The 25,272-nt window shown below is 68.2% G+C and carries 23 protein-coding genes and 1 pseudogene; 11 read left to right on the plus strand and 13 right to left on the minus strand.

Annotated features, from left to right (window positions below):
• Positions 1–18: 18 nt before the first annotated feature.
• On the plus strand, positions 19–1,227 hold the full coding sequence (locus tag ACWC2B_RS18970; RefSeq protein ID WP_450717963.1) for an anhydro-N-acetylmuramic acid kinase: 1,209 nt from the start codon (positions 19–21) through the stop codon (positions 1,225–1,227).
• Between the two features lie 542 nt (positions 1,228–1,769).
• Here ACWC2B_RS18970 and ACWC2B_RS18975 read toward each other — a convergent pair.
• From ACWC2B_RS18975 to ACWC2B_RS18985, 3 genes are all read right to left on the minus strand, one after another.
• Positions 1,770–2,000, minus strand: coding sequence for a hypothetical protein (locus tag ACWC2B_RS18975; RefSeq protein WP_450717903.1), 231 nt, complete (start codon positions 1,998–2,000; stop codon positions 1,770–1,772).
• 144 nt (positions 2,001–2,144) lie between these two features.
• Positions 2,145–2,414, minus strand: a complete 270-nt coding sequence (locus tag ACWC2B_RS18980) for a transposase family protein (RefSeq protein WP_450717905.1) — start codon at positions 2,412–2,414, stop codon at positions 2,145–2,147.
• A gap of 234 nt (positions 2,415–2,648) precedes the next feature.
• Positions 2,649–3,386, minus strand: coding sequence for an SDR family oxidoreductase (locus tag ACWC2B_RS18985; RefSeq protein ID WP_450717907.1), 738 nt, complete (start codon positions 3,384–3,386; stop codon positions 2,649–2,651).
• 209 nt (positions 3,387–3,595) lie between these two features.
• On the opposite strand from ACWC2B_RS18985, the gene ACWC2B_RS18990 reads away from it, so the two are divergent.
• From ACWC2B_RS18990 to ACWC2B_RS19010, 5 genes are all read left to right on the plus strand, one after another.
• Positions 3,596–4,411: a helix-turn-helix transcriptional regulator gene (locus ACWC2B_RS18990; RefSeq protein WP_450717909.1), complete on the plus strand. Its 816-nt coding sequence runs from the start codon at positions 3,596–3,598 to the stop codon at positions 4,409–4,411.
• Positions 4,412–4,927: 516 nt separating this feature from the next.
• Positions 4,928–6,168 (plus strand): IS3 family transposase gene (locus tag ACWC2B_RS18995; RefSeq protein WP_450717911.1). Its coding sequence is split into 2 segments (ribosomal slippage): positions 4,928–5,258 and positions 5,258–6,168, totalling 1,242 coding nucleotides; the frame shifts between segments, so codons are not numbered across the junction.
• Between the two features lie 92 nt (positions 6,169–6,260).
• Entirely contained in the window at positions 6,261–6,659 is a 399-nt protein-coding gene (locus ACWC2B_RS19000) for a hypothetical protein (RefSeq protein ID WP_450717913.1), read from the plus strand.
• 491 nt (positions 6,660–7,150) lie between these two features.
• Positions 7,151–7,684 (plus strand): hypothetical protein, encoded by a 534-nt coding sequence (locus ACWC2B_RS19005; RefSeq protein ID WP_450717915.1) that lies wholly within the window; start codon positions 7,151–7,153, stop codon positions 7,682–7,684.
• 542 nt (positions 7,685–8,226) lie between these two features.
• Positions 8,227–8,349, plus strand: a complete 123-nt coding sequence (locus tag ACWC2B_RS19010) for a hypothetical protein (protein ID WP_450717917.1) — start codon at positions 8,227–8,229, stop codon at positions 8,347–8,349.
• 121 nt (positions 8,350–8,470) lie between these two features.
• Here the strand turns inward: ACWC2B_RS19010 and ACWC2B_RS19015 are convergent, their stop codons facing one another.
• Entirely contained in the window at positions 8,471–8,668 is a 198-nt protein-coding gene (locus tag ACWC2B_RS19015) for a hypothetical protein (protein WP_450717919.1), read from the minus strand.
• 33 nt (positions 8,669–8,701) lie between these two features.
• A complete protein-coding gene (locus ACWC2B_RS19020; RefSeq protein WP_450717921.1) occupies positions 8,702–9,736 on the minus strand; it encodes a WD40 repeat domain-containing protein in 1,035 nt (344 codons plus the stop codon).
• On the opposite strand from ACWC2B_RS19020, the gene ACWC2B_RS19025 reads away from it, so the two are divergent.
• From ACWC2B_RS19025 to ACWC2B_RS19035, 3 genes are all read left to right on the plus strand, one after another.
• Positions 9,729–11,402, plus strand: coding sequence for a serine/threonine-protein kinase (locus ACWC2B_RS19025; RefSeq protein ID WP_450717923.1), 1,674 nt, complete (start codon positions 9,729–9,731; stop codon positions 11,400–11,402). The two genes, ACWC2B_RS19020 and ACWC2B_RS19025, sit on opposite strands and share 8 nt — an antisense overlap.
• 1,251 nt (positions 11,403–12,653) lie before the next feature.
• Complete coding sequence (locus ACWC2B_RS19030; protein ID WP_450717925.1) at positions 12,654–14,489, plus strand: transglycosylase domain-containing protein; 1,836 nt, start codon at positions 12,654–12,656, stop codon at positions 14,487–14,489.
• 162 nt (positions 14,490–14,651) lie between these two features.
• Positions 14,652–15,788 (plus strand): NADH:flavin oxidoreductase, encoded by a 1,137-nt coding sequence (locus ACWC2B_RS19035; RefSeq protein WP_450717927.1) that lies wholly within the window; start codon positions 14,652–14,654, stop codon positions 15,786–15,788.
• A gap of 156 nt (positions 15,789–15,944) precedes the next feature.
• On the opposite strand, the gene ACWC2B_RS19040 is transcribed toward ACWC2B_RS19035, so the two are convergent.
• From ACWC2B_RS19040 to ACWC2B_RS19055, 4 genes are all read right to left on the minus strand, one after another.
• Complete coding sequence (locus ACWC2B_RS19040; protein WP_450717929.1) at positions 15,945–17,498, minus strand: GMC family oxidoreductase; 1,554 nt, start codon at positions 17,496–17,498, stop codon at positions 15,945–15,947.
• A gap of 32 nt (positions 17,499–17,530) precedes the next feature.
• Positions 17,531–19,099 (minus strand): APC family permease, encoded by a 1,569-nt coding sequence (locus ACWC2B_RS19045; protein WP_450717931.1) that lies wholly within the window; start codon positions 19,097–19,099, stop codon positions 17,531–17,533.
• Positions 19,100–19,143: 44 nt separating this feature from the next.
• Complete coding sequence (locus ACWC2B_RS19050) at positions 19,144–20,613, minus strand: aldehyde dehydrogenase family protein (RefSeq protein ID WP_450717933.1); 1,470 nt, start codon at positions 20,611–20,613, stop codon at positions 19,144–19,146.
• A gap of 128 nt (positions 20,614–20,741) precedes the next feature.
• Positions 20,742–21,332 carry a hypothetical protein gene (locus ACWC2B_RS19055; protein ID WP_450717935.1) on the minus strand — a complete coding sequence of 197 codons (591 nt, stop codon included), beginning with the start codon at positions 21,330–21,332 and terminating at the stop codon, positions 20,742–20,744.
• A gap of 53 nt (positions 21,333–21,385) precedes the next feature.
• Here ACWC2B_RS19055 and ACWC2B_RS19060 point away from each other — a divergent pair, with 53 nt between their 5' ends.
• Positions 21,386–21,592: a hypothetical protein gene (locus ACWC2B_RS19060; RefSeq protein ID WP_450717965.1), complete on the plus strand. Its 207-nt coding sequence runs from the start codon at positions 21,386–21,388 to the stop codon at positions 21,590–21,592.
• Positions 21,593–21,734: 142 nt separating this feature from the next.
• The gene (locus ACWC2B_RS19065; protein ID WP_450717937.1) at positions 21,735–22,145 is read left to right on the plus strand and encodes a RidA family protein; all 411 of its coding nucleotides are present in this window, start codon (positions 21,735–21,737) and stop codon (positions 22,143–22,145) included.
• A 30-nt stretch (positions 22,146–22,175) separates the two neighbouring features.
• Here the strand turns inward: ACWC2B_RS19065 and ACWC2B_RS19070 are convergent.
• From ACWC2B_RS19070 to ACWC2B_RS19085, 4 genes and pseudogenes are all read right to left on the minus strand, one after another.
• Positions 22,176–22,852 (minus strand): annotated as a pseudogene (locus ACWC2B_RS19070) (IS5/IS1182 family transposase).
• Between the two features lie 435 nt (positions 22,853–23,287).
• Complete coding sequence (locus tag ACWC2B_RS19075) at positions 23,288–23,686, minus strand: J domain-containing protein (RefSeq protein ID WP_450717939.1); 399 nt, start codon at positions 23,684–23,686, stop codon at positions 23,288–23,290.
• Positions 23,687–24,133: 447 nt separating this feature from the next.
• Positions 24,134–24,757: a nucleotide exchange factor GrpE gene (grpE, locus tag ACWC2B_RS19080; protein WP_450717941.1), complete on the minus strand. Its 624-nt coding sequence runs from the start codon at positions 24,755–24,757 to the stop codon at positions 24,134–24,136.
• Positions 24,754–25,272 (minus strand): Hsp70 family protein (locus ACWC2B_RS19085; protein WP_450717943.1); only part of this gene is annotated, 519 nt, incomplete at its 5' end. The genes grpE and ACWC2B_RS19085, both read right to left, overlap by 4 nt.

A 25,272-nucleotide genomic window follows, 5' to 3' on the forward strand; every position in this document is an offset into this window, starting at 1 on the left:
AGACCCCGAACGAACGCCCTGCGGGTGATCGGCTTGATGTCCGGAACCTCCTACGACGCCATCGACGCCGCCGCAGCCGACGTGGCGCTGGAAGGCAACACACTGGTTCTCACCCCGCTGGGCACGATCAGCACACCGTACGGGGACGAACTCCGCGCGGAAGTGGCCCGGTCACTCCCACCCGCCGGCACCGACCTGGCCACGGTGTGCAGGCTCGATACGCGCATCGGGCAGGAGTTCGCCGCGCTGGCCGTCCGGGCCGACGCCGAACTGTGCGACGGACGGGCCGACTTGGTCGCCTCGCACGGGCAGACCGTCTACCACTGGGCCGATGCCGGCCGGGTGCACGGAACCCTCCAGATCGGCGAACCGGCCTGGATCGCCGAGGCGACGGGCCGTCCTGTCGTAGCCGGCTTCCGGACCCGCGACGTGGCCGCCGGAGGTCAGGGCGCGCCTCTGGTGAGCATCGTCGACGCCCTGTGGCTGCGCGGCCGTCCGGGCGTGCCCGCGGCGCTCAACCTCGGTGGTATCGCAAACGTGACGGTGGTACCGCGGGGAGCGGCCGACTCGCCGATCGCCTTCGACACCGGCCCCGCCAACGCGCTCATCGACGCGGCCACAAGAGAGCTGGCGCGACCCGACGCCTCAGGCCCGGCCCCCTCCATGGACACCGACGGCGCGCTCGCCGCACGGGGCAGCGTCCACCAGCCACTGCTTCAACGGCTGCTGGACGAGCCGTACTACGCGCTGCCGGCCCCCAAGACGACGGGCAAGGAATTGTTCCACTGGCCCTATCTGCGCACCGCACTGGCTGCGTGCGAGCCGATGCCCGTCGAGGATGTCCTCGCCACGGTGACCCGGCTCACCGCACGGACCGTCGCCGACGCCCTCCGGCCCTTCGGCACCACGGAGGTGATCTCTTCGGGCGGCGGAACCCGCAACCCGGTGCTGATGCGGTGGCTGGCGGAGGAACTGTCCCGGCATCACAACGCCGGCCCCACCGTGCTGCGGACCTCGGACGAGCTCGGACTGCCGTCGGGCGCGAAGGAAGCCTACGCCTTCGCGGTGCTCGGCTGGCTCACCGCTCACAGCCTGCCGGGAACGATCCCCACCTGCACCGGCGCGCGCCACTCCAGCATCCTCGGCTCGATCACCCCCGGCAGGCCAGGTCGCGGACTACCTCGGCCGCCGACGTCACCACCCACCGAGCTGGTTGTCCGCCCCTAGACGCGGCCCGAGCCCGCTGGGGCCATGTGCGCCTCCTCTGGCCCCCAGCGCCATCACAACAACTCCCAGGAATGAGCGGGAGTTCGACAGGCCCGGGCCCTGCCCAGCCCACCCACAGTACGGGTCCGTCCGCCGAAGCGGACGCCTCTCTCCCTACGAATGCGGGCGCGTTCGCGTCGTTGAGCTGCGAGGACGTCGGGCTGGCGGGCGGTCGGATGCCAAGCGGGCCGAACTCGTCGAGGGCGAAGGTTCGGTGGGGGTCCGGGAAAGCATTTCCAACCAGCACCACGAACAACCCGGCGAACGCTCCCGGTCACGGCGCCAGGCAGAAGGTGGTGACGGGGCCGGGCTAGCAAGCCTCTACCGGGCCCTGTTTCCCCGGCGCCGGTTGGGCCGTAACCACCCCCGCGCAGACCGGGAGGTTCATACCGTTGAGTCTCCAGTGCTGGATGCTTCAAGGCCGACCCCGTCACCAGAAACCCTAACCGGCACCACTGACACCTCGCCCGCCCCTGTGACGTGGAGCGGGCGGGGTGCGGGGGTTAGGCCTTGGTGCGCTCGAAGGTGAGAGTCCAGCGCTGGCGCGGAGTAGCCGGGTTCTCATGACGCTCGGTCAGTTTCCATCCCTCGGACTCAATCGCCGTGATGTACCGCTGATGTATCTGGTCCGCGGAAGCCGCCAAGGTGTGCACATAGGTGGCATCGCCTCGCTCCCGTGCGGCGATCGCACCCTTCCGCACCTGATTGTGCCCCCAGTTCTTGAGCCATCCCATGGCTGAACCCCTCCCCTTGACAGGCCAGACCCTGACGGCCGGCACCGCTCAGGACAATAGCGGCACCGGTGAATGCTGAAGGTCTCGGAACGGGATCAAGAACATGCCAGAGGGACGTCCCGACTCACGCATGCGCCCACCGCATCATCGACCGTGTCTGTCCAGCCGCGCCAACAGGCGTCCGAGGGAGGAGGCGTTCGGGGTGGCCCGGGCGAGCCCCAGCTGCTCGTGCACCTCAGGCGCCGCGTCGGCCGCGAAACGGGCGATCTGAGTCAGCGACCGCGCGCCCCCGAGCACCGCGACCAGGCGCAGCCCCAGCAGTGAGCCGAGTCGATAGCGGCGTCCTCGTACTCGGCGTGGATCGGGGAGACGGTCGAACACCTCGGCCGGCGTGGACAGTTCAGCGGAGTCCATAGGTGGACATGACGCGACTGTGTCCTCGAAGTGGAGTGTGAGGGCGCTGATCAGGGAAGGTTGCACGCGGCCGCCGCTCCAGGTCGATCTTCGGTCTCAGCAACCTTGATCATCTGGCGTCGGGTCCGTCGTATCCACTCGGATATGCCACCCACTGGCCGAGGGGCCTGTGTTGCCATGTGACCCGTGGAGCAGTCCCGTGGGCGTGTGTCCGCACCGGAAGAGCGGGGGAGGTCAGCTCTGGGCGGTGGGCCGTACGACGATCTCGTTCACGTCTACCGCGGCAGGCTGATCGATCGCGAAAGCGATGGCCCGGGCGATTGCGTCGGGCGGGATTGCAATGTGGTCCCGCATCCTCATGATCTCTGCTCTGACTTGGCTGTTGGTTGACGCCTCGGCGAAATCGGTCACCGTCGCACCGGGTGAGACGGTGGTCACCCGTAGGGAGTCGCCGGCTTCCTGGCGCAGCCCTTCGCAGATGGCCCGGACCGCGAACTTGGTGCCGGCGTAGACCGCCATGGTCGGCACGATGCGAAACGCGGCCGTGGAGGCGGTGGTGATGAAATGCCCGGCGCCCTGTGCCCGGAAGACCGGCAACGCGGCGCCGATTCCGTGCAGCACACCCTTCACGTTGACGTCGACCATGTGGTCCCACTCTTCGACGCACAGATCGTCGAGAGGCGAGATCGTGCCGACTCCGGCGTTGCTGACGAGTACGTCGAGCCGGCCGAATCGCTCACCGGCCAGCGCGACCAGAGCGTGCAGGTCATCCCGCCGGGTCACGTCGGTGCGGATCTGTACGGCCGCACCACCCGCCTTCTCGATCCGGGCCACCAGTTCCGCCAGGCGCTCGGACCGGCGCGCGCCGAGCACGACTCTCGCACCGCGTTCGGCGAGCAGTAGCGCGGTCGCCTCGCCAATGCCGCTGCTGGCTCCCGTGATCGCCACCACTTTGCCCTTGATCCCGGACATGAAGTCATCCTCTCCAACCTTGGCACCGGGGCCGGGGGGTACTGAGCGGCAGCAGCTCCTGGTGGAGCGTCGGAAGCTGTTGCGCACTGGACGGCCGGGTACCGGTGAGACCGTCGGCTAGCGCCGTGGCCTTGTGCTCGCACACCAGTCTTCAGGAGCTTTAGCCTGGTATCCAGACCGTACTTATTCTGGAACTGAAGGTGCCCGTCATGCCTACGCAGCCGGACCAACGCGACCAACGCCGTCAGCTCAGTGCGTTTCTGCGCAGCCGGAGAGAGCGCCTGACCCCTGACGAGGTGGGCCTGCCCCAGACCGGCCGCCGCCGGACTCCGGGACTTCGCCGAGAGGAACTGGCACTGCTGGCCGGGATCAGCGCCACTTGGTACACGTACCTGGAACAGGGGCGGGAGATCCGCGCCTCCGAACAAGTGCTGAACGCCCTCGCCGCGGCGCTGCGGCTCGACCGTCACGAGCGCGATCATCTCCTCCAGCTTGCCGGTCACGCACCTGCGGCCGAAGCCGGGGAACGCGAGCCACTAACGGCCGAGGCGGGGGCCGTCCCCCTGTTGCTCCAGCCGCACCCGGCGTACATCATCGGCGGCAACTACGACGTCCTCAGGCACAACCAGGCAGCGGACGAACTGTTTCCGAAGCTCATCACCGAGACGGACCGGCCGGCCAACTTCGTCCGCTGGGTGTTCCTCGAACCGGTGGCCCGGGACGTTCTGCTCGACTGGGAAGCCGAGGCACGCGGCCTGCTCGCCCGACTTCGGGCGCTGGCCGCGCGCCATTCCGGCGACCCGCGGTACGCCCGACTGATCGAGGAGCTGAACGAGGGCAGCCCGGAGGTGCGGGACTGGTGGCCCCGGTACGAGGTGCAGGCCCGGCAGAGCGGCCGGAAACGGCTACAGCATCCGCAACGGGGAGCGATCGACTATGTGTACACCGCTTTTCACTTGGCCGAACAGCCGGAGCAGACGTTGGTGGTCTATTTCGACAGCAGTGAACTGCCCGACGGGGCGTAGCTGTGCCCCGCCCCATTTCGTCCCGACCGGGGTGCTCAGCTTGACCCCCGTCCCACCGAACCTGGCGAAACCCTTCATCTCGCCACCTGAGAACGCATCAGCCCTGCTGCTTTCGCGGGTGTCCAAGGGGCATTCCCCAGCGTCCAGTTCGCCGGCCTACGGTTGACAATCCGCGTCACGAGCAGCGGCCGCACCAAGTCAGAGGCAGACGTGGCGCTTTCGGGCCGGGGCGGCTCCACCGGCTTCTTGGGCGAAGGCAGGTCTTCGGCGGGTGGTCGGGGCGATGGCAGTCCTCGCCATCGGCATCCAGCGACACTGCCACAACTGCCTCCCCACAAGCGGGAGTTCAAGGCCTCGGGACCAGGTTGCCCATCGCAGAACCCTGCCTCGGGCCGGATGAACAAGACAACCGCATGGGTGCGGGGCACGCACATCCGGGCCTCGGGGCCTCCCCCTGTTTGGTGGACACGCTGATACTGGATCTTGATGGATCCGGAGGAAGCGAGTAGACCGCCGATGGCGCTGAAGGATTACTCGGACGAGTTCAGGGCCGATGCCGTGGCCCTGTACGAGTCCACGCCCGGTGCGACGTACAAGAGCATCGCCGCCGACCTGGGCGTCAACCGGGCCACCTTGCGCGAGTGGGTGCTACGGGACCGCGAACGGCGTGGTGCTGGCGCGCTGCCCGCAAGGACTCCGGTCCGGGCGGCCGATGCGGCGCCGGTGGCCGATTCTGACGAGCGGATCCGGCAGTTGGAGGCCCGGGTGGCCGAGCTGGAGGCGAGCGAACGGAAACTGGCCACCGAGCGGGACATCCTCCGCAAGGCGGCCAAGTATTTCGCCGGCGAGACGAACTGGTGAACCGCTTCCAGTTCGTTGATGACCACCGGGACACCTTCGAGGTGAAGCGGCTGTGCCGGGTGCTGGAGCTGAACCGGTCCAGTTACTACAAGTGGCGGGCAGGCGCCCCGGCCCGGGCCGGACGTGAGGCGGCCGACGCCGCCCTGGCCGCCGAGATCCGCGCCGCCCACACCGACTCCGACGCCACCTACGGCTCGCCCCGGATCACCGCCGAGCTCCGCGAGAACGGTCGGCACATCAACAGGAAGCGAGTCGCCCGCGTCATGCGCAAGTACGACATCGTCGGCATCCGCCTGCGCAGACGCGTGCGGACCACGATCCCCGACCCCGCCCTCAGTGCGGTGCCCGACCTGTTCCGGCGGGATTTCACCGCTCCCGAACCGGGACTGAAGTACATGGGTGACATCACCTATCTCCCTTACGGCGATGGCGAGTTCCTCTATCTCGCGACGGTCCTGGACTGCTTCAGCCGCCGGGTGGTCGGCTGGTCCATCGCCGATCACATGCGCACCGAACTGGTCGCCGACGCGATACGGATGGCCGCTGCCACCCGTGGCTCCCTGTCCGGGGCGATCTTCCACTCCGATCACGGAGCCCAGTACGGATCGAAGGAATTCGCCGATCTGTGCCGGGAGTTGGGCGTCACCCGCTCCATGGGAGCGGTCGGCACCAGCGCCGACAACGCAGCCTGCGAGAGCTTTCACGCAAGCCTGAAACGCGAGACGCTCCAGGGCGCCCACCGCTACGACGACGCCACCACCTGCCGACGCACGGTCTTCCGGTGGCTGACCCGCTACAACACCCGAAGGCTCCACTCCGCGAACGGACAGCGCAGCCCGGTCGCGCACGAACACCGGCATCAGCAAAGATCCACTACGCTGTCGCTGGCTGCATAAGACCCCGAACGCGTGTCCACTCCGGCGGGGGAAGGCCCCTTCACCCGGATAACTCCCCTGCTCACCAGCTGACATGCTGAGACACTGCACGCATGAGCAGATTCGCCGAGGTCATCGTGCTGGCAAGGAACGCAGAGGAGATAATGGAGCCACTGACTCAGCCCGACGACAACCGGGAATGGCATCAGTGCTTCACACGCGTCGACGACGGGATGTTCTACGGGAGTCGGATGCCCTCGCAGGAGTGCTATGCATGGGTCATCCAATTCATCCGCCTCAACTGGCGCGGCCTGCTGGCCCACCTTGAGTCGCTCCCCTGGCCCGACCCCCACTCGGTCCAGATCCTCGTGCGCGACGAAGAAGACTCCTGCTTCGGACTATGGATGATCTACAACGGGAAGCTCGTCGAAGTACCCCTGCCGCACACCAAACGCGAGCCCTACGAAGGAAACAGCGTCACCGGCGTCCTCACCCGCACCGACCAACCATGAACATCCGCAACAGAGGGCCACGGGACATGCCACATGAGACAGACACCTCCGCCGGTGCGCGGGTCCTCGCGCCATCGACGGACTGGATGTCGATATGGGTCGCCTACCCGCTGGGCACCTGCGGTTCAACGCTCCAGGCACCAGCCCCTGTCCAGCGTGACGACAAGCCGAAGCCAGCGAACTGACCGCTGAACGCATCACGGCGATGAGCCCTTCCATGGCGACTACGTTGTTGGCGTCGACCAGCAGCGCGGCCAACATCGTGGCCTGCCGCGGCTCGTCGAGCCGGACCTCGCGCCCGGTAATCTGCGCGGGTAACGGCCCCGGCACGCCGAACCTCATGTTGGCCCCCGGCACTTCACGATCAGCGCCGCCCTCCCCCCGGCTGACCTCGCACTAGGACGAAGCTAGGACGACCGAAGGACCCGTGTCCGTAGCGTCACCGTGCGGTATCCAGCCGTTCCCGCGCAACGAAAGGAAACGGGGATCAGATGACGAACAAGTTCATGACGAAGAGCCGGGCGTTGACCGCGCTGAAGGCGACGGCGGTCGCCATGGCCCTGGTGGGGACGGTCGGTGCGACCGGAGCCGCGGCCGCCGACGCGGCGAGCGTCAGCAGCCCGACGCCGACCCACTCCGTGGCTGCTCCCGCGGGTTCGGTGCTGGTCAAGGAAGTCAAGACGGCGCAAGGTACGGTCGACATCTACCGCGACTCCGCTGCGGGGGTCCGGCCCTTCTCCGCCTCCGGCTGCGCGGGTGGCAGCTTCGAGGTCTGCATCAACATCAACGGTAGCGGGACTTACGTCTACTACATCGAGAACTTGACGCACTTCCCCAGCGCCGGCACGGTGAACATGCAGATCAACGGCCCCTCGGGTGTGATCGCTCAGACGGGTAACTTCTACGAGAACGGCGGCTGGTACCACGCTGTCTGGAACTTCGACTACAACGTGACGCCCGGCTACTACTGCGCCACGTCCTTCACCTACACCTCCCGCCAGGGCGCCTGCGAGACCGTAAGCTGACGCATCGGCACTTCGGCGACGGGCAGCCGTGCTCTCCGGCGGCTGCCCTCTCCGGGGCGAGGGCCATGTGGGCTCGAACTCGTGGAGTCGACACGGTTGTTCCCGCCTCCTGAGCAATGCGGCGGCGGCCTCATGTCCGCCCCGCTGACCTCATGTCCGCCCCGCTGTCACGCGTCGGCACAAACTCCGCCCGGCTGCTGACACGAGAGCGGCACACGGCCGCACAGTGGTCACGCCGCCGAAGTCGACCTCCGTCTCGTGACCGAGGAGCTGGGTCTGCGGCATGAGCACTTCCACCGGCGCTTTGCCCGAGGCTGAGAGGATCTTCGGCTTCCGGTCCGCGACGTAGCGCCGAACCATCGGGGACGACACCTCGGCGCCGTTCCCCTCGATGAGCCGGTGGAAGATGAGGGCGGATGCCCCCATTCGTATCGAAGCGCGGCACGGCGTGCTGCCGACCGGGCAGAGTCCCTGCCGTGTGCGCCCCGGCATGGCGCCCTCACCCTCACCTCCCCGATGTGCGCATGGGGCGACAGCAAACCGTGGCAAGCATCGGGGTCGTCACCCCCGCGTCAGCCACGCAGAAGCCCGCCGACGTCGATGTTGCCGAGGCCGCCGAACTGGCCGCCGATGTACGCGCCGAGATCCGCAAGCCGATCGGCTGAGTCCGGGAACGTACCTTCCCTGAAGGCGGCTGACGAGGCCGTCCAGCCAGGGTGCTCGCGTACACCGGACGAGCATCGACGACGGCTGGCAGGCATCACGGCGCATACCCCTATGAGTGGCTCAGGTCCCTGCCTGGCCCGCCAGTTCCTTGGCCAGACGTTCCAGTTGAGGGTCGGCCTTGGCGTTTTCGCCGAGGCTGACGATCAGGGCCACGTCACCCTGTCCGGCCACGGGCAACCGCACATACATGATGGTGCGGCCGGGCGTTGGCACCGGCAGGCCGCGCTCCGCCTTGATCGCCTTGTCGAGCCAGGTCACCGGGGCTCAGCATTTTGGGGTGGTTCGGGCTGGTCAGGTCCCACAGTTGGATGGTGTGGCCGGCGCCGACTGTGGCCGCATCGCATTGCGGGGGTGGAAACCTGCCCAGAGGATGCCGCCGATGTCACCGGTGACGAGAGGGGAACGGGCCGTGGGTCGGGCGGGGTCGCGCAGATCCCAGATCCGTACGTTGTCATCGGCGCCGGAGGCAGCCAGGAGGCGGCCGTCCCCGCTGAAGCCGACCCAGTGACTTGGGCTGATCTGCCCCGTCAGGGCCGGTGCCGCAGGGTGGGGATGGGCAGGGTCAGTGGTGTCCCACAGCTGGAGGGTGTAGCCGGGCCCTTCGGTGGCCAGGAGATGGCCGGTGGGGTTGAAGGCCAGTGCGTGGCCCGGGATGTTGGTGCCGGTGGTGGTTGTTGACAGTGGTGCGATGCGTCTGGTGTCGGTGGTGTTCCACAGGCGGATCGTGCGGTCATGCCCGGCGCTGGCCACGGTCCAACCGTCCGGGCTGCAGGCAGCTGAGGCCACGGAGTCGGTGTGCCCGGTCAGCGGCGTCGCGAGCGGGGCCGGCCGGGCAGGATCGGTCACGTCCCACAAGCGGATCGTGCGGTCACGGCTGGCGGTGACGAGGGTGTGGCCGTCGGGGCTGACCGAGAAGACGTAGTCAGTGTGGCCGGTCAGGGCGCCGAGAGCAGTCGGCCGGGCAGGATCGGTCACGTCCCACGAGCGGATCGTGTCGTCGCGGCTGGCGCTGGCCAGGGTGCGTCCGTCGGGACTGAACCGCAGCCAGTACACCCAGTTCGTGTGGCTGATCAAGGTTGCGGCCGGTCGCCAACGTGCGGGAGGCGACCGGCCGCTCAAGCACCCTTGGGAGCACTCCGCTTCACCGTAGGGCCGAGCCCCTCCCTCCCCTGCGCCCGTTGGGAACGTCCGCGAACCGAGACCGTGTCCGAGCGTTCCGGATTCCTTGGAGCGGCAGAGGATCTTGCGTTCGGTAGAGTTCCGCGTGCGCCGGGCGGGTGCCGCCGCGCGGGCCGAAAACGACTGTGGGGGAATAGAGTTGGACACCGTCTTTCAACCGTTGGAGGGCGACGACCCGCGGTCCGTGGCCGGATACCGCATCGCGGCCAGGCTCGGCGCCGGCGGCATGGGCAAGGTGTACCTCTCCTACACGCCGGGCGGACGGCCCGTCGCGATCAAAGTGATCCGCCCGGAGTTCGGCGAGGACGCCGAGTTCCGCCGCCGCTTCCAGCAGGAGGTGCGGGCCGCCGAGCGCGTGCAGGGCCTCTACACCGCGCCGGTGATCGACTCCGACACCGAGGGCCGCCACCCCTGGCTCGCCACGGCCTACGTCCCCGGGCCCTCCCTGGCCGACGCCGTGCAGCGGCACGGCGGGCTGCCAGTGCCCACCGTGCTGCTCCTGGTCGCGGGCATCGCCGAGGCCCTGCAGGTCATCCACGGGGCCGGCATCGTCCATCGCGACCTCAAGCCGTCCAACGTCCTACTCGCGGGCGACGGGCCCCGCGTCATCGACTTCGGCATCGCGCGGGCCGCCGACGCGACCGCCCTCACCGGCAGCGGCGTCACCATCGGCACCCCGACCTTCATGGCACCCGAACAGGCCGCGGGCGGTGTAGTCACCCCGGCCACCGACATCTTCGCGCTCGGCCAGGTCGCGGCGTACGCGGCGACCGGCCTGCCCGCGTTCGGCGAGGGCACCTCGCACGGGGTGCTCTACCGCATCGTCCACGAGCAGCCCGACCTCACCCGACTCCCGCCCCAGCTCCAGGAGTTGGTGGCCCGCTGCCTCGCCAAGGACCCGGCGGCCAGGCCCTCGGTCGACGAGGTCCTCGCACTGTGCCGGGCCGCCAACGGCAACGCGCCGCTGCGCCGCCCCGAGGCCTGGCTGCCCGGCGCGGTCGCCGCCGACATCACGCTGCGCGCGGCGGCGCCCGCACCGCCCGAGGTGACCCGGGTCCCGGCGGCCCCGGCACCGTCGCCGCCCGGCCACGCGCCGACGGTGACCGCCGCGCCCGCCGCACCGCCCGCCGTCCAGGGAGCGTACGGACCGCCGACGCCGCCCGCGCCGGGCCCCTATGCCCAGCCGTCGATGCCACCGGGCTACCCGCCCCCGCCGTCCGCGCCGGGCCGCCCGAACCGGCGGCCGGGCGTGGCCGTGGCGGTCGGGCTCGCCCTGGCGCTGCTCGCCGGCGGCGGCCTGTACCTCGTGAGCCGCAACTCCGGCACGGAAGACCAGGCCGCCGGGAACGGGAAGGGGACCTCGTCCACCCCCAAGGCCTCGAAGTCGCCGGCCGACGTGGCCAAGGCGCCGGAGCCGGTCACCCGCACGGGCATCAACCTGACGGAAAATTACACCCTGAGGTTCGGCGACGGTGAGCTGCGGCCGCAGGAGTCGGGCGGCTCCGCCGGTGACCTGGAGTTCGCCGGGCACTCGCTCCCGTACCGCGTGCGCACCCAGGCAGGCAACCACCTTGTGCTGCTCGACCCGGGGCAGGCCGGATCGCTGGAGACCTGCCGCGACGAGACGCGCTTCGCCGACTACATCCCCCTGGACAAGCTGTCCCCGGGCGCCCAGTTCTGCGTCCTCACCCAGGCGGGTCACATCGGCCTGATCACCTTCCGGGGGCAGACGGCCAACACCGACCCCGCCTTCCACGTCACCCTCGACGCCACCGTCTGGCGCCGGGCGGTCGCGCCCTCGTCGGCCAACTGAGCTTGTTTTTATGGTTTGCGCGCTTCGATTTGATTACGTTCGGCGATGCCTTCAGGGCGTCCGGTCGATTTAGCCACGTCGTATCGGGTGGCGGATCGCTGGTTCTTCGAGCCAAGTGGGCGTCTTGGGCCGGGAGTTGATGGTTTGGGTGCACGGGCTGAGCTGTGCGTCAGGAGGTAGGCCATGCGCGGGGCGTCGTAACCGGCATCGAAGGCGACCAGAATGTCCGGGTCGCCGTCCTCCCACCGGCCTTGGCCGATCAGGTCGGTGACGACGCGGCGGACCTGGGGCCATTCGCCCCTCCGCCGTCGTGACGACCGTGCGGCCCCCTGCCGGGCAGCGCATGGTTGCTCAGGCTTCGATGGCACGCGCTCAAGGTGGCACGTGTCCCGTAGCCGGTGATCTGGTTCCTTCCTCAGGCAATCAGGTCCGAAGTGCTCGCTGTCTCAGTCGAGTTGGCCCGTGTGAGGCTTTCGGCTGACCCGAGCACACCGTGTGTGTCAGCCAACGTTCAGACGGCTGCTCCACACGGTGCTACAGCCACCCCGCCAGACCGCCAGACCGGTGTAGGTGACGACGCAGCCGACACCGACGCCCCAGTCGTCGCCTTGATACCGGACAGCGGGGTCGGCAAGGGCAGAGCGGAGGCCTTCGAGGGGGATCACGGTGAAGGCGTCGCTGCTCGTATCCGGGATGTGCCGGACCTCGATCCAGCCGTTGCGGACGAGAGGAAGGGAAGCAACGGGGCGAGTTGCCGGTCGACCCCGTCGAGGCACTCCATGGAGCCCAGGTCGGGCGGTGGGCTCACCGAGGCCGGCTGTCCGATACGGGCCTAAGGCCTGTGCGAGGCATTCGCTCTGCCGATCCTCCCGAAGAACAGCGAAGGCATGCACCAGGCCTTGGTTCAGCAGTCGGCGCAGATTGCGCATTCCGGACCGGAACGTGAGTGACAACCTCAGCTGTCATAGAACCCTCGCAGCAGCAGCTGTCATGGAACGGTCATAGACCCGTCATAGGACGCTCATGAAAGGCGGCCAACCGTTCGGTGCGCCCCGTTCATCTTCCCGGCGACACCGAAATCCAGGGATTGGCCGGACCGTGGGCAAGAGGCAGCAGCAGGAGAGTCGGGAGAAGCCGGCGAGGCGACATCCGCGGGGCAGGAGCTTCGTCGACTATCCGCGCCGGGGGAAAAGAGGCCTGCGCCGCTGGCTGCCGTCGTGGCGGCTGGTACTGGGCACGGTCGTACTCGGCGTGAGCGCTCTGGTAGGCCTGTTCGCCTGGGCATATACAAGTGTGGACATCCCGGACGAGAACGCCGTCGCCGTCCAGGAGGCAAACACGTACTACTGGGCGGACGGTACCCAGATGGTGAGCCTGGGCAAGGTGAACCGCAATATTGTCCACCTCGCGGACGTGCCGGAATCTGTACAGAACGCCGTGATTGCCGCCGAGAATGAGAGTTTCTACAGCGACCCCGGAGTATCGCTAAAAGGAATTTTACGAGCCGCCGCCAGTACGGTGGAGGGGCAGGAGACGCAGGGCGGTTCCACCATCACTCAGCAATATGTGAAGAACACGTACCTCTCGCAGGAACAAACTCTCACCCGAAAGGCCAAGGAATTTATTATTTCGCTTAAGCTCGACCGGACAAAGAGCAAGCAGGACATCCTCCAGGGCTATCTCAACACGAGCTGGTTCGGCCGCGGGGCGTACGGGATCGAGGCCGCCGCACACGCGTATTACGGCATTCCGGCGAGGCAGCTCGATCCGGGCCAAGGGGCTGCGCTGGCGGCGCTGCTGAAGGGCGCCGAACTCTACGACCCGGCGACGAGCCGCGCCAACCACGAGCGTGCGGAGGACCGCTGGAAGTGGATCCTCGATCGCGAGGTCGAGGCCGGGCTGATGTCGCAGCAGGAGCGCGACAAGCACCGGACCTTCCCGGAGCCGGACAAGCAGTCCATGGCCACGAACCTCGCGGGCCAGACCGGCTATCTCGTCGACGTCGCCAATAAATACATCAAGGCGCACTCCATGATCACCGACCAGGACCTGGCGCACGGCGGCTACCGGATCCACACCACGTTCGACAAGAAGCAGGTGGAGCGGCTCACCGCGTCCGTCGAATCCGTCCTGGCGAAAAACATCGACCCGAGGAACCGGGAGGCCGACCGGAACATCCAAGTCGGCGCCGCCTCCGTACGCCACTCCGACGGCGCCGTCCTCGCCCTCTACGGCGGGCCCGATGCGACGAAACAGTTCACCAACAACGCCGACACCCTCGGCGTGCCGGTCGGCTCGGCCTTTAAACCGTTCGTCCTCGCGGCTGCTCTTCAGTACGGCACGGAAAAAAGGGACGGCGACCGGACGTCCGTGCACTCCGGGGACTTCTACGGCAACACCGGCAAGCTCCAGAGCCCGTCCGCGACGGCGGCTCCGGACGGCTCCCACCCGAGCCTGCGCCAAGCCCTGGCGACGGGCGGAAACGCCACCTATGTCCGCCTGGGCAAGGAGGTGGGACTGGAGGCCGTGAAGGACATCGCGGTCCGGTCGGGCCTGCTCGAAAACAGCATGGCTCCGCTGGAGGACACCTTCTCCGTCGGCACGTCCACGCCCAGTGCGATCCGCATGGCGGACGCGTACGGCACCTTCGCCAACCACGGCCTCCAGAACGACCCCTACTCGGTGACCAAGCTCATCAAGGACGACGAGTCGGTGGGCGGTTTCGAGAGCCGCACGAAGGCCCGGCGCGCCCTACCCCGAGACGTTGCCGACGAGGTGGGCGACGCCCTGCGCGAGGCGGGGAGCAAGGTGTTCGCCGGCGGCACGGAGTGTGCGGTCGGCGCTCCCGTCTCGGCGGGCCGCACCGGCGACCAGGACCGCCTGAAGTCGGCCTGGTTCGTGGGCTGGGCGAAGTACGCCTCCACCGCCGTGACGATGTTCCGTATGCAGCCCACGGACGGCAAGCTGCTGCCGATGTCGGACGTGGGCGGTGACACGGGACAGCGGGGGAACGCCTTTCCCGCGAAGATCTGGGGCGACTACATGGACGCGAACCCACGCGGCTGCACTCCCGCCAAGGCCGGGTAGGTTCAATGTCGGGTTTGTGTGGGCTCTGATCCCCATACGTGGGATCAGAGCCCACCGCCCAGTTGACGCAGCCAGGCCCGGCGGAATGGGACGACGTGTGTGGCAGTTGCAGTTGATGCATGCGCACATATATATGAGCCCGTTATTTCTGAGGAGCCCCACGTGACAGTCGCCGACGCCGCCACGCCCACCGACACCCGCACCGCCCGCGCCCTCGCCCGCCCGGTCCAGCTCAATGGCCTCACCGTGCCGAACCGGATTGTGATGGCGCCCATGACCCGTCAGTTCTCCCCCGGCGGTATCCCGAGCACGGACGTGGTGTCGTACTACGCCCGCCGAGCCGCCGCCGGCGTCGGTCTGATCGTCACCGAGGGCACCTACGTCGGCCACGACTCGGCGGGCCAGAGCGACGACATCCCGCGCTTCCACGGCGAAAAGCAGCTGGCGGGCTGGAAGAACGTCGTGGACGCCGTACACGCGGCGGGCGGCACGATCGCTCCGCAGCTGTGGCACATCGGCATGGTCCGCGAAGCCGGCCAGCCTCCGTACCCGGACGCCCCGGCCGTCGGTCCCTCCGGCATCAGCTCCGCAGGCGCCGAGATCACCGGCAAGGAGATGACCCAGCAGGACCTGGACGACGTCATCGCCGCGTTCGCCCAAGCCGCCGCCGATGCCGAGCGAATCGGCTTCGACGGCATCGAGCTGCACGGTGCGCACGGTTACCTGATCGACCAGTTCCTGTGGGAAGGCACCAACCGGCGCACGGATGCTTACGGCGGCTCGGCAGTGGCCCGCACGAAGTTCGCGGCCGAGATCGTCGCCGCGGTCCGCGCGGTGGTCTCCCCGGACTTCCCCATCATCTTCCGCTACTCGCAGTGGAAGCAGCAGGCCTACGACGCCCGCCTCGCCGAGACCCCCGAGGAGCTGGGCGCGATCCTGACCCCGCTCGCCGAGGCCGGTGTGGACGTTTTCCACGCCTCGACACGCCGCTACTGGGTCCCGGAGTTCGAGGGCTCGGACCTGAACCTGGCGGGCTGGACGAAGAAGCTCACGGGCAAGCCCACCATCTCGGTCGGCTCGGTCGGTCTCGACAGCGACTTCATCCGCGCGTTCGCCGGCGAAGGCTCCTCGGCCCGCGGCATCGACGACCTGCTCGACCGCCTGGAGAGCGACGAGTTCGACCTGGTCGCGATCGGCCGCGCACTGCTCCAGGACCCGGAGTGGGCTGCGAAGGTCCTGGCCGGACGCTTCACGGAACTCAAGGCGTACGACCCCTCCGCCCTGAAGTCCTTGAGCTGACCGACTACGTGGCTCTGACGGTGCTGCGGCAGCGTGGCCCTCGATCTGGCCAGAGCTCCAGGGCATGGACAGGCCGACGGTGGCCACGCCCACAGTCGAAGCCCCCTACCCCGCGGGGATCGGGGTCGAACTCGCCCCTCACGTCACGTCACTTGGTCATCGCTTGGAGTCCTCCTTGAGCATGTCGGCGCACTTCTCGCCGATCATCATCGTCGTGATGCATGGATTGACGGTGACGAGATCCGGCATGACGGAGCCATCGGCGACCCGTAGATTCTCGATGCCTTTGACCCGCAGCCGGGCGTCGAGCGGGGCACTCGGGTCGTCGTCCGCGCCCATCTTCACGGTGCAGGAGGGGTGGTAGACGGTGTTGTGGGTCGCGGCAATGTAGTCGAGCAACTCGTCGTCGGTGTGGACATCCGGCCCCGGCGCGAGCTCGGCCCCTGCCCACGACGCCAGCGCGGGCTGCGCGGCGATCTCGCGGGCCAGCCGCAGCCCGTACGTCATCACCCGTACGTCGTGCTCGTCCGTGAAGTAGCGCGGGTCGACGCACGGCTTGTCACGGAAGTCGCGCGTCCGCAGCCGCACGGTGCCGCGCGAGCGGGCGCGGGTGACGTTCGGCGTGAGGCAGAACGCGTTCTCGCTCGTCGGGTAGCCGCGCCGGTAGGTGTTCATGTCGAACGGCATCGAGCCGTAGTGGAACATCAAGTCCGGGCGGTCCAGGCCCGGTTGGGTGTCGACGAAGATGCCGATCTCCCACCACTGCTGCGACGTGGTCACCATGGGCTGCCGGGCCTCCCACATGATCACTCCCTCCGGGTGGTCCTGGAGGTTTTCGCCCACACCCGGTGCGTCCAGGAACACGTCCACGCCCACGTCGCGCAGGTGGTCGGCCGGTCCGATGCCCGAGAGCATCAGGAGCTTCGGCGTGTCGATGGCGCCGCAGCTCACGATGGTTTCGCGGCGCGCGGTGACCGTGTGGGAGTGGACCAGGTCCGGGGCGAGGTAGGCGGCACCCGTGCAGCGCCGGTTGCCGTCGATCAGGAGCCGCTGGGCCCGGATCCCGGTGCGTACTTCCAGATTCGGGCGCTTGCCGAGCGCGGGGTGCAGATAGGCGACGGACGAGGACTGGCGCATGTTGTTCTCGTCGGAGTTGATCTGGAACCAGCCCGCGCCCCGCACGATGGTTGTGCCGGTATTGAAGGTGGCAAGGGGAATGGTGGCCTGCGCGCACGCCTTCAGCACGGCGCTGCCGCACGGGTCGTCGGGCTTGACGGTGCGGATCTTGACCGGGCCGGTGCGGCCGTGGTGATCGCCGGGCCCGTCGTTGTTCTCCAGGCGCCGGTAGAGCGGAAACGTGTCGGCCGCGCCCCAGCCCGTGCAGCCGGCGGCGGCCCAGTCGTCGAGGTCCTCGGCGGGGGCCCAGAAGGCGATGCAGGAATTGTGCGAGGAACAGCCGCCGAGGACCCGCGCGCGGGCGTGCCGCATGAAGCTGTTGCCGTGCTCCTGCGGTTCGACGGGGTAGTCCCAGTCGTATCCGGACTCCAGCAGGCCCATCCAGCGTTCCAGGCGCAGGATGTTGTCGTCCCCGACGTCGCTGGGCCCTGCCTCCAGGAGGCAGACCCTGACCGACGGGTCCTCGCTCAGCCGGGCGGCGACGACGCACCCGGCGGTGCCGCCGCCGACCACCACATAGTCGAACTCGTCCACGTCAGCTCCTTCTCGTACGGATGTGTGCGCTCCTACGGTCCGCCGTGGGCCATCGGTTCGGGCAGCTCGTCGACGGCGTGCTCGGCGAGAACGCCGGTCTGCCGGCGCTGGACGAACCAGTAGTAGAAGAAGCCTCCGACACCGACGACGCCGACGAACAGGACGCCGCCCCAGCGCAGATACCAGTGCTGCGGCCCGGTGGCGTTGTAGACCGCGGCGCGCGGCCACAGCAGGTTGACGGTCATCGCGGCGCCCCAGAGCACAGCCAGGATGTTGATCGGAATCCCGAACCGGCCCAGCGAGAAGCTGCCGGGGGCCGTCGTCCAGCGGCCGCGCAGCCGCTGGACCAGCAGGGGTAGCGTCACCAGCAGATAGGCGATGTAGATCATCACGATGGCGATGCTGGTGACGACCGAGAAGATCTGCGGCTGGTTGATGTTGACCACCAGGATGGCGACGGCCACGATCCCGATCAGACACGTGGCCAGCACCGGCGTCTGGAATCTCGGGCTGAGCCGGGCCAGTTTCGAGCCGCCCGGCAGGTTGTTGTCCCGGGCCATCGCGAACGCCAGCCGCAGCCCCGCCGTCTGCACGGACAGTGCGCACACGGTGATGGCGATGACGACGCACCACAGCACGACCACGCCGATCGTATGGCCGAGCGCGGCCTTCACCACATACTGCAGACCGTCCATCGACAGCTCTTTCGCGTGCAGGTCGGGGGCGGCCAGCAATGCGAAGAGCAGGATCAGGCCGCCGAGGAGGAACGAGGCGACGAGCGCGCGCAGGATGGCGCGGGGTGCGTTGCGGGCGGGGTCGATGGACTCCTCACCGAGCGAGGAGGCGGTGTCGAAGCCGTACATCACGTACGCCGAGGCCAGCGAGGCGGTCAGGAACGCGCCGAGATAGCCGAGCGACTGCCCCTGCCCGTACCCGCTGGTGTCCACGATGGCGCTCGGGCCGCGGGTGATGTGCGCGCCGAGCAGCACGATCAGGACGACGGCCGCGATCAGCTCGATGAAGACTCCCCCGGAGTTGATGGTGGCCATCAGCTTGACGCCGAACGCGTTGACCAGGGTGGTGAACAGGATCAGGATCGTGCCGAGCAGGACCGCGTTGGCGGCAGCGTCGTACTTGCCCGTGCCGTCGCCGACGACCTGGAAGAAGCTGGAGATCTGAGGGAGCGTCAGCTGATAGGCGAGGGCGACGGCGGCCAGCGACACCATCGTGGCGACCGTCATCATCCAGCCCGCGAGCCAGCCGACGTGCGGGCCGCCGCAGTGTTTGGACCAGTTGTAGACCGAGCCCGCGACGGGGAAACGGGCGGCGAGTTCGCAGAAGCACAAGGCCACCATCAGCTGGCCGAGGAAGACCATCGGCCAGGACCACCAGTAGGAGGGGCCGCCGAAACTGACGCCGAAGTAGAACAGCTGGAAGGTGCCGGTCAGGATGGAGATGTAGCTGATGCCGGCGGCGAAGGTGTGGAAGTTGCCGAGCGTTCGCTTGAGGCCGGGCTTGTAGCCCAGCTCAGTGAGCGCCGCGTCGTGGTCGGAGGACGCGCTCTTGACCGGTCCGTCCGGACCGGCCGGGGTGTCCGCCATGACAAGTCTCCTCGTTCCGTACGGGCAGGGGTACAGGCCGACGGTCAGTCGAACCAGCGCTGCGGTTCGGCGGCGGTGTTGCGCCAGATGTGCTTGGCCTCGGTGTACTCGGCAAGTCCAGAAGGGCCCAGTTCGCGGCCCACACCGGACTGCTTCATGCCGCCCCACTCGGCCTGCGGGACGTAGGGGTGGAAGTCGTTGATCCAGACCGTGCCGACCCGCAGGCCGGCGGCCACCCGGTGCGCCCGGCCCTCGTCCGTCGTCCACACAGCGCCCGCCAGGCCGTAGATGGTGTCGTTCGCGAGCGCCACCGCCTCGGCCTCGCCACGGAACCGCTCCACCGTCACGACCGGCCCGAACGACTCGTCCTGGACGACGGACATCTGCGGGGTGCACTCGTCCAGGATGGTGGGCGGGTAGTAGAAGCCGTTCGCGAGCGCCGGATCGTCGGGCCGGGCGCCGCCGAGTCGCAGCACGGCGCCTTCCGCGACACCGGCGGCGACGTACGCTTCGACCTTGTCGCGGTGCGCGGCCGAGATGAGGGGGCCGGTGCGGGCGTGCTCGTCGAAGGGGCCGCCCATGCGGATCCGCCGGGCGCGTGCGGCGAGTTCGTCGACGAAGCGGTCGTGCAGCTCGTCCTCGACAAGGAGCCGGGCACCGGCCGAGCAGACCTGCCCCGAGTGCAGGAAGACTGCCATGAGCGCGTAGTCGACGGCGGTATCGAAGTGCGCGTCGGCGAAGACGATGTTGGGGTTCTTGCCGCCGAGTTCGAGGGCGACCTTCTTCACGGTGGGGGCGGCAGCCGCCATGATGCCCCGGCCGGTGGCCAGGCCGCCGGTGAAAGAAACCAGATCGATCCGCTCGTCGACGGTCAGCGGCGCACCGACCACGGATCCGGAGCCGAGCACGAGGTTGGCGGCCCCGTCCGGCAGTCCGGCCTCTTGGAGGAGCCTCATCAGCATGATCGCGGTGTGGGGTGTCAGCTCGCTCGGCTTGAGGACGAAGGTGTTGCCCGCGCCGAGCGCGGGCGCGACCTTCCACGCGGTCTGGAGCAGCGGGTAGTTCCAGGGCGTGATCAGGGCACAGACACCGACCGGCTCATGGACGACGCGGCTGTCGACAGAGGGGGTACCGGTGTCGACGATCCGGTCCGCGCCACCGGCGGCGACGAGATTGCCGAAGTAGCGGAAGCAGCCCGCGATGTCGTCCATGTCGTACTCCGACTCGACCAGGCGCTTGCCCGTGTCGAGTGACTCCGCTCGGGCGAAGTCGGCCTTGTCGCGTACGAGGAGGTCGGCGACGCGGAGCAGTAGCGCGGCCCGGTCCGTGGCGGAGGTACGCGGCCACGGACCGTGGTCGAACGCCTCCCGGGCGGCGGCCATCGCGGCGGCTGCATCCTTGGGACCAGCCTCGTCCACCTGGGCGACCAGGGTGCCGTCCGCGGGGCACCTGATCTCCCGCGTGCGCCCTTCCGCGGCCGCCACCCACCGGCCGGCGATGAACAGCTCGGGCATGGCAATCCTCCAGGTCAGGCCATACGGGCCGGTGGGCATTGGCGCGCCGGTCGTTGTGGCACGGGCTATCTTCGCGACGAACATGTGACCTGCCACACCTAACACGGCTCGGTCCGCCCCGCTGGGTCCTACGCCGGCCGCCCGAGGAGGAGGTGAGCTCCCCTGCGGATGGGCAGTGACATGCGCGGGTGTTCTGCGGTGTGGGTGCGGGAGGTGCGGGTCATGTCGGTGGGGGTGCCGGTGAAGTCGACCTGGCCGCCGCGTTTGCCCGCGTCGGGGCCGATGTCGATGATCCGGTCGGTGTGCTCGATGACGTCGAGGTCGTTCCACCGCGATGACGGTGTTGCCGTCGTCGACGAGCCGGTCCAGGGGGGCGAGGAGGTGGTCGGGGTCGGCCGTGTGCAGTCCGGTGGGGGGCGCGTCGAAGACGTAGACGCGGCTTTTCTCGTGGAGCCGGTTTTCTCGTGGAGCCGGTTGCCGTGCTTGATGCGCTGGCGTTCACCACCGGAGAACTCGGACAGGGGGCGGCCAAGGGGCAGCCAGCCCAGGCCGACCTCTTCGAGGGGCGCGAGGCGGCTGAGGATGGCGGGGGTTTGGCCGTGCCCTGCGCCCCCTCCACCGACGGTGCCGGCTCGCGTGCTTCCGTCTCGGTTTCCTTCACCGGATTGTCCCGCCCCGACAGGCCGTTCATCGTGAACCATCCAGGCCGGCGCGCTCATGCAGGACAACGAGACACAGCACCACCGAGGTACCGCTCGTACTCGACGGCGGGCTGGAACTCAGCGTGGAGGGAGCCGAGGTGACGGCGGGATCGGGCGAAATTTACGTGGTGGCGGCAGGCGTTCGGCACGCCGTTCGCACCGGGAGCCGGGGGCACCCTGGTCATCGTGGAAACACCCGAAGGGTGAGAGCAGCTCAGACAGCCGACCCCGGGGGGCCCGTCCGACGGATCATGCCTGGGAGGGGCACGCTCGTGTAGGTGGGCGACCATCACCCGAGCTGTGCGAGGCGGACTTGCAAGCCCTCGGGAATGAATCTCAGGATCTCGTGGCTGTCGATCAAGCCGGGGTGATCACAGCTTCCCGGCTCCGAGTGTGCAGTTCTGAGGGAGTGTCAGCAATATGTCCGTCACACAGCCTGCCGCCGAGCGCGTGCGCGTTTCCGCGGAACCCGACTGGTACGAGTCGGCCGGTATATCGCTCGGCGTCCGGGTCGGGAACTTGGTCTTCACATCAGGGCAGGCACCGATCGATGCCCAGGGAGCCACGGTCGGCACCGGGGACTTCGAGGCGCAAGCCCGGCAGGCGCTCGCGAACCTGTCGACGGTCCTCACCAACGCGGGCTCCAGCCTCGCCGAGGTAGTCAAGGCGACCGTGTTCGTCACCGACATCGCACAGCAGGACATCTTTGCCAAGTTGCGCGCGGAACACTTCCCGGACAAGCCTCACCTCGCGGAGTCCTTCGTAGAGGTCTCCTCACTCGCCAACCCTGAGTGGATGATCGAGATTGAGGCCATCGGACTCGTCCGGTGATGCCAGGTACTCGCAGGCTCTTCGGCGGGTTCAAGAGCCAAGCCACAGGTGAATCGCTGCGACGGTCACAGGGCCATGAAAGATACAGGCCCTTTTGTCGAACCTCGGAGCCACCGCCCGGAAGTTCTTTAACGCGTTGATCGTCCGCTCAACTTCGTTCCTGCGCTTGCAGATCGTCTTATCGGAGCCAGCGGGCCGACCGCCCCTGCTGCCCCGGCGTTGCCGGTTGGCCCGCTGGCTCTTTGGCTTCTTGGTTCGGTGATGGTGCGCTTGATCTGGCGTCGTCGCAGGCAGCGACGGTTGCGGGTTGCGGCGGGACGAGTACGCCTTATCGCCGCCGAGGTGGTCGGGCCGGGTGCGCGGGCGCCCGCCGCCCGGGCGACTGACACGGATACGTTCCATGACAGGGATGAGCTGCCCGGGCGCCGCCCCACTGGCCCAGAGTGATCAGCAGCGCCAGAGGGCGGCGCCCGCCCTCACCGGCGAGATGAATCTTGCAGGTCAGGCCACCCCGGGAACATCCGATTCCCTCGTCAGGGCGAAGCTGCCGGAGGCGTGCGCGTGCGTCTTTTCCTCGCACTCGCGGCGCTCAAGACCCCATTGATGATCCTGCGGTGGCTGACCCAACGGCCCCCGCGCCTCCCGGACTTCGGCAGGTGCGGCTTCAACCGGAACCACCGTGCGTTCGACAGATCTCCCCGCTCCATGACCATGACAACGACCCGAGAACACGACGGTCACGAGATCCGTGCCCGGTGAAGATGGTCTGCCGCTGCCGTTCGACCGCAGCAAGACGTTCGCCTACGCGTTCCGGTCGTCCTTCGCCCAGCGGCACGCGGACGCCGGGACACCCATCGACGTGCACTACCGGCCCGTCACGTGCACGCCCAGGCAGACCGATGAGGGCCGACGACTGCGATGGCCACAAGGGGCCCGCTGTCGGACCGAGCCACCGCCGGATACAGGCCGCCCCGCGATTGACAATCTTGGTCACGGTCGGGGATGCGGAGAGGGGCACGCGAGTTGCCCGTGCGTGATGGCCCATCAGGCCCTGCCAGACGGGCCGCAATTCCGTGGCGCAACGCTTGTCAATCTGCCTGAATTATCTCGGCGAATATACGAAGTCGGCAGCCATTGCGGAGCTATAGGCCGTGAAACAGCCAGGCTATGATGCGGTCGAATGGATCTTCGTACTGCCGCGAGTAGGCCGCACGAGGAGCCGCCGCGGATGGTGGGTACGGCCGTGCCGCAGCGTTTGTCGTGGACCTCGTCCGCACGGGTATCCGTACCGGATGGCCGGCGGCCCGCCGCTTTTGATTGCGTTCGGCGTCGTATGCGGACCGTAGCAGTGGATCGTGCAGGACCTGATAGGCGGCGATGACCTCGGCGAGTTCCGCATCGGCATCCAGGCCGCTTGGGCGGGCGTCAGGGTGCAAGGCGCGGATCAGCGTGCGGTAGGCGCTGGTGATCTGCTCCGGCGATGCCTCCGCCCGGAGTCCGAGCACGGTGTAATGGTCGCGCGAGGCGCGCGATTCGCTCATTTCTCTCACCTCCCGGAATTTCCGGAGCGTCCCTCTCTTCACCTCTCATAAAACCTGTGGGACGCATTGTCAAGGTAGCCCCATACAGGAATCGATGAGGAAACAGCGGTCTGCCGAAGAGAGGCGATAGGCAGGGTCGGTGGAGAGGGCATAGGAGAGGGGAATCCACGTGCTGTCGGCGTTGGACCGCCTGGATTATCGGCTGCGACGCGCCGGCCGGAGCAGCTCACATTGAACGCCTGTTCGCGAGCGAGCCTCTGCGATGCGATGTGGTCGGCCGACCTGGAGCAAGGCACCAGCGAGAGCGGCGCCGGCCAGACACACCCCGTCGGTCATCACCGGATATGTTCACCAGCAGCGGGAGGCGTGGGGAACCTCCTCGCAGTCGTCCCGCGTTGCTACTGGTGTGGGTGCCCGAGGCAACGAAGGCACCCCTGGGCGCAGTGTTCAGCCCGAGTCTGTCTTGTCGGGCGGTTCGGTGACCGTGACCTGGGCCGGGCGCAGGAGGTGTTGTCCGACGCGGTAGCCGGGGCGGAGCACGGAGGTGCAGGTTGGCTGGTCGACCTCGTTGGACCGCTGGTAGGAGACGGCTTCGTGACGGGCGGGATCGAACGGTTCTCCCGGAGTCCCGATCGACTGAAGTCCGAGGGCGGCGAGCTGGTTTTCCAGGGCGTCGGCGACCGCTCGCAGGCCGGGATCGATGTCGCCGTGCTCGCGGGCCTGGTCGATGGCGTCCAAAACGTGCAGCAGGCTGCCCAGGACGTTGGCAACCGCGATTTCCCGTATCGCGAGGCGGTCACGCTGCACGCGCTTGCGGTAGTTGTCGAATTCCGCCTTCAGACGCTGGAGGTCGGCGGTGCTTTCGGCGAGTTCGCTCCGCACGGCAGTGCTTCCGGCGGCGGCACGGCCGCCGGGCGCTGTGGCTTCGCTGCGGGCGGTCTTGGTGTGTTCGGGAGTGCCGCTGTCGGCTGCCTTGAGCTTGAGGGTGGCGGGGTCGATGCGTCGTTTGTCCCTGATGACGACGGGGAGTGTCTGCCGTCGTGATCCGTTGGAAGACTTCGGTGCGCTCATCGCACGTCTCCCTTCGGGCTTTCGTCGTCGACGATCTCCGCGTCGACGACTTCTTCGTCCGCGCTGGAGGACCCGGCGTGCGATTCTGGCTCGCCGCCTGAGGTGGCCCCGGTAGCCCCCTGGGTGTCGTAGAGGGCGGTGCCAATCTTCTGAGCGACGGTGCTGGCGCGCTCCGTCGCCGTGCGGATGGCCGACGCGTCCTGGCCCTTGAGCTTCTCCTGCAGGTCCGCGATCGCGGTTTCGGCCTCAGACTTGAGGTCGGCCGGGATCTTGGCCTCGTTGTCCCGCACGAGCCGTTCGGTCTGGTAGACGAGCTGTTCGGCGCTGTTGCGGGTCTCGGCCTCCTCCTTACGGCGGCGGTCCTCCTCGGCGTGCTGCTCGGCCTCGCGGATCATGCGGTCGATGTCCTGGCGTGGCAGGGAGGAGCCGCCGGTGACGGTCATCTTCTGCTCCTTGCCCGTGCCGAGGTCCTTCGCGGTCACGTGCATGATGCCGTTGGCGTCGATGTCGAAGGC

The organism is Streptomyces sp. NPDC001415 (assembly GCF_053597395.1).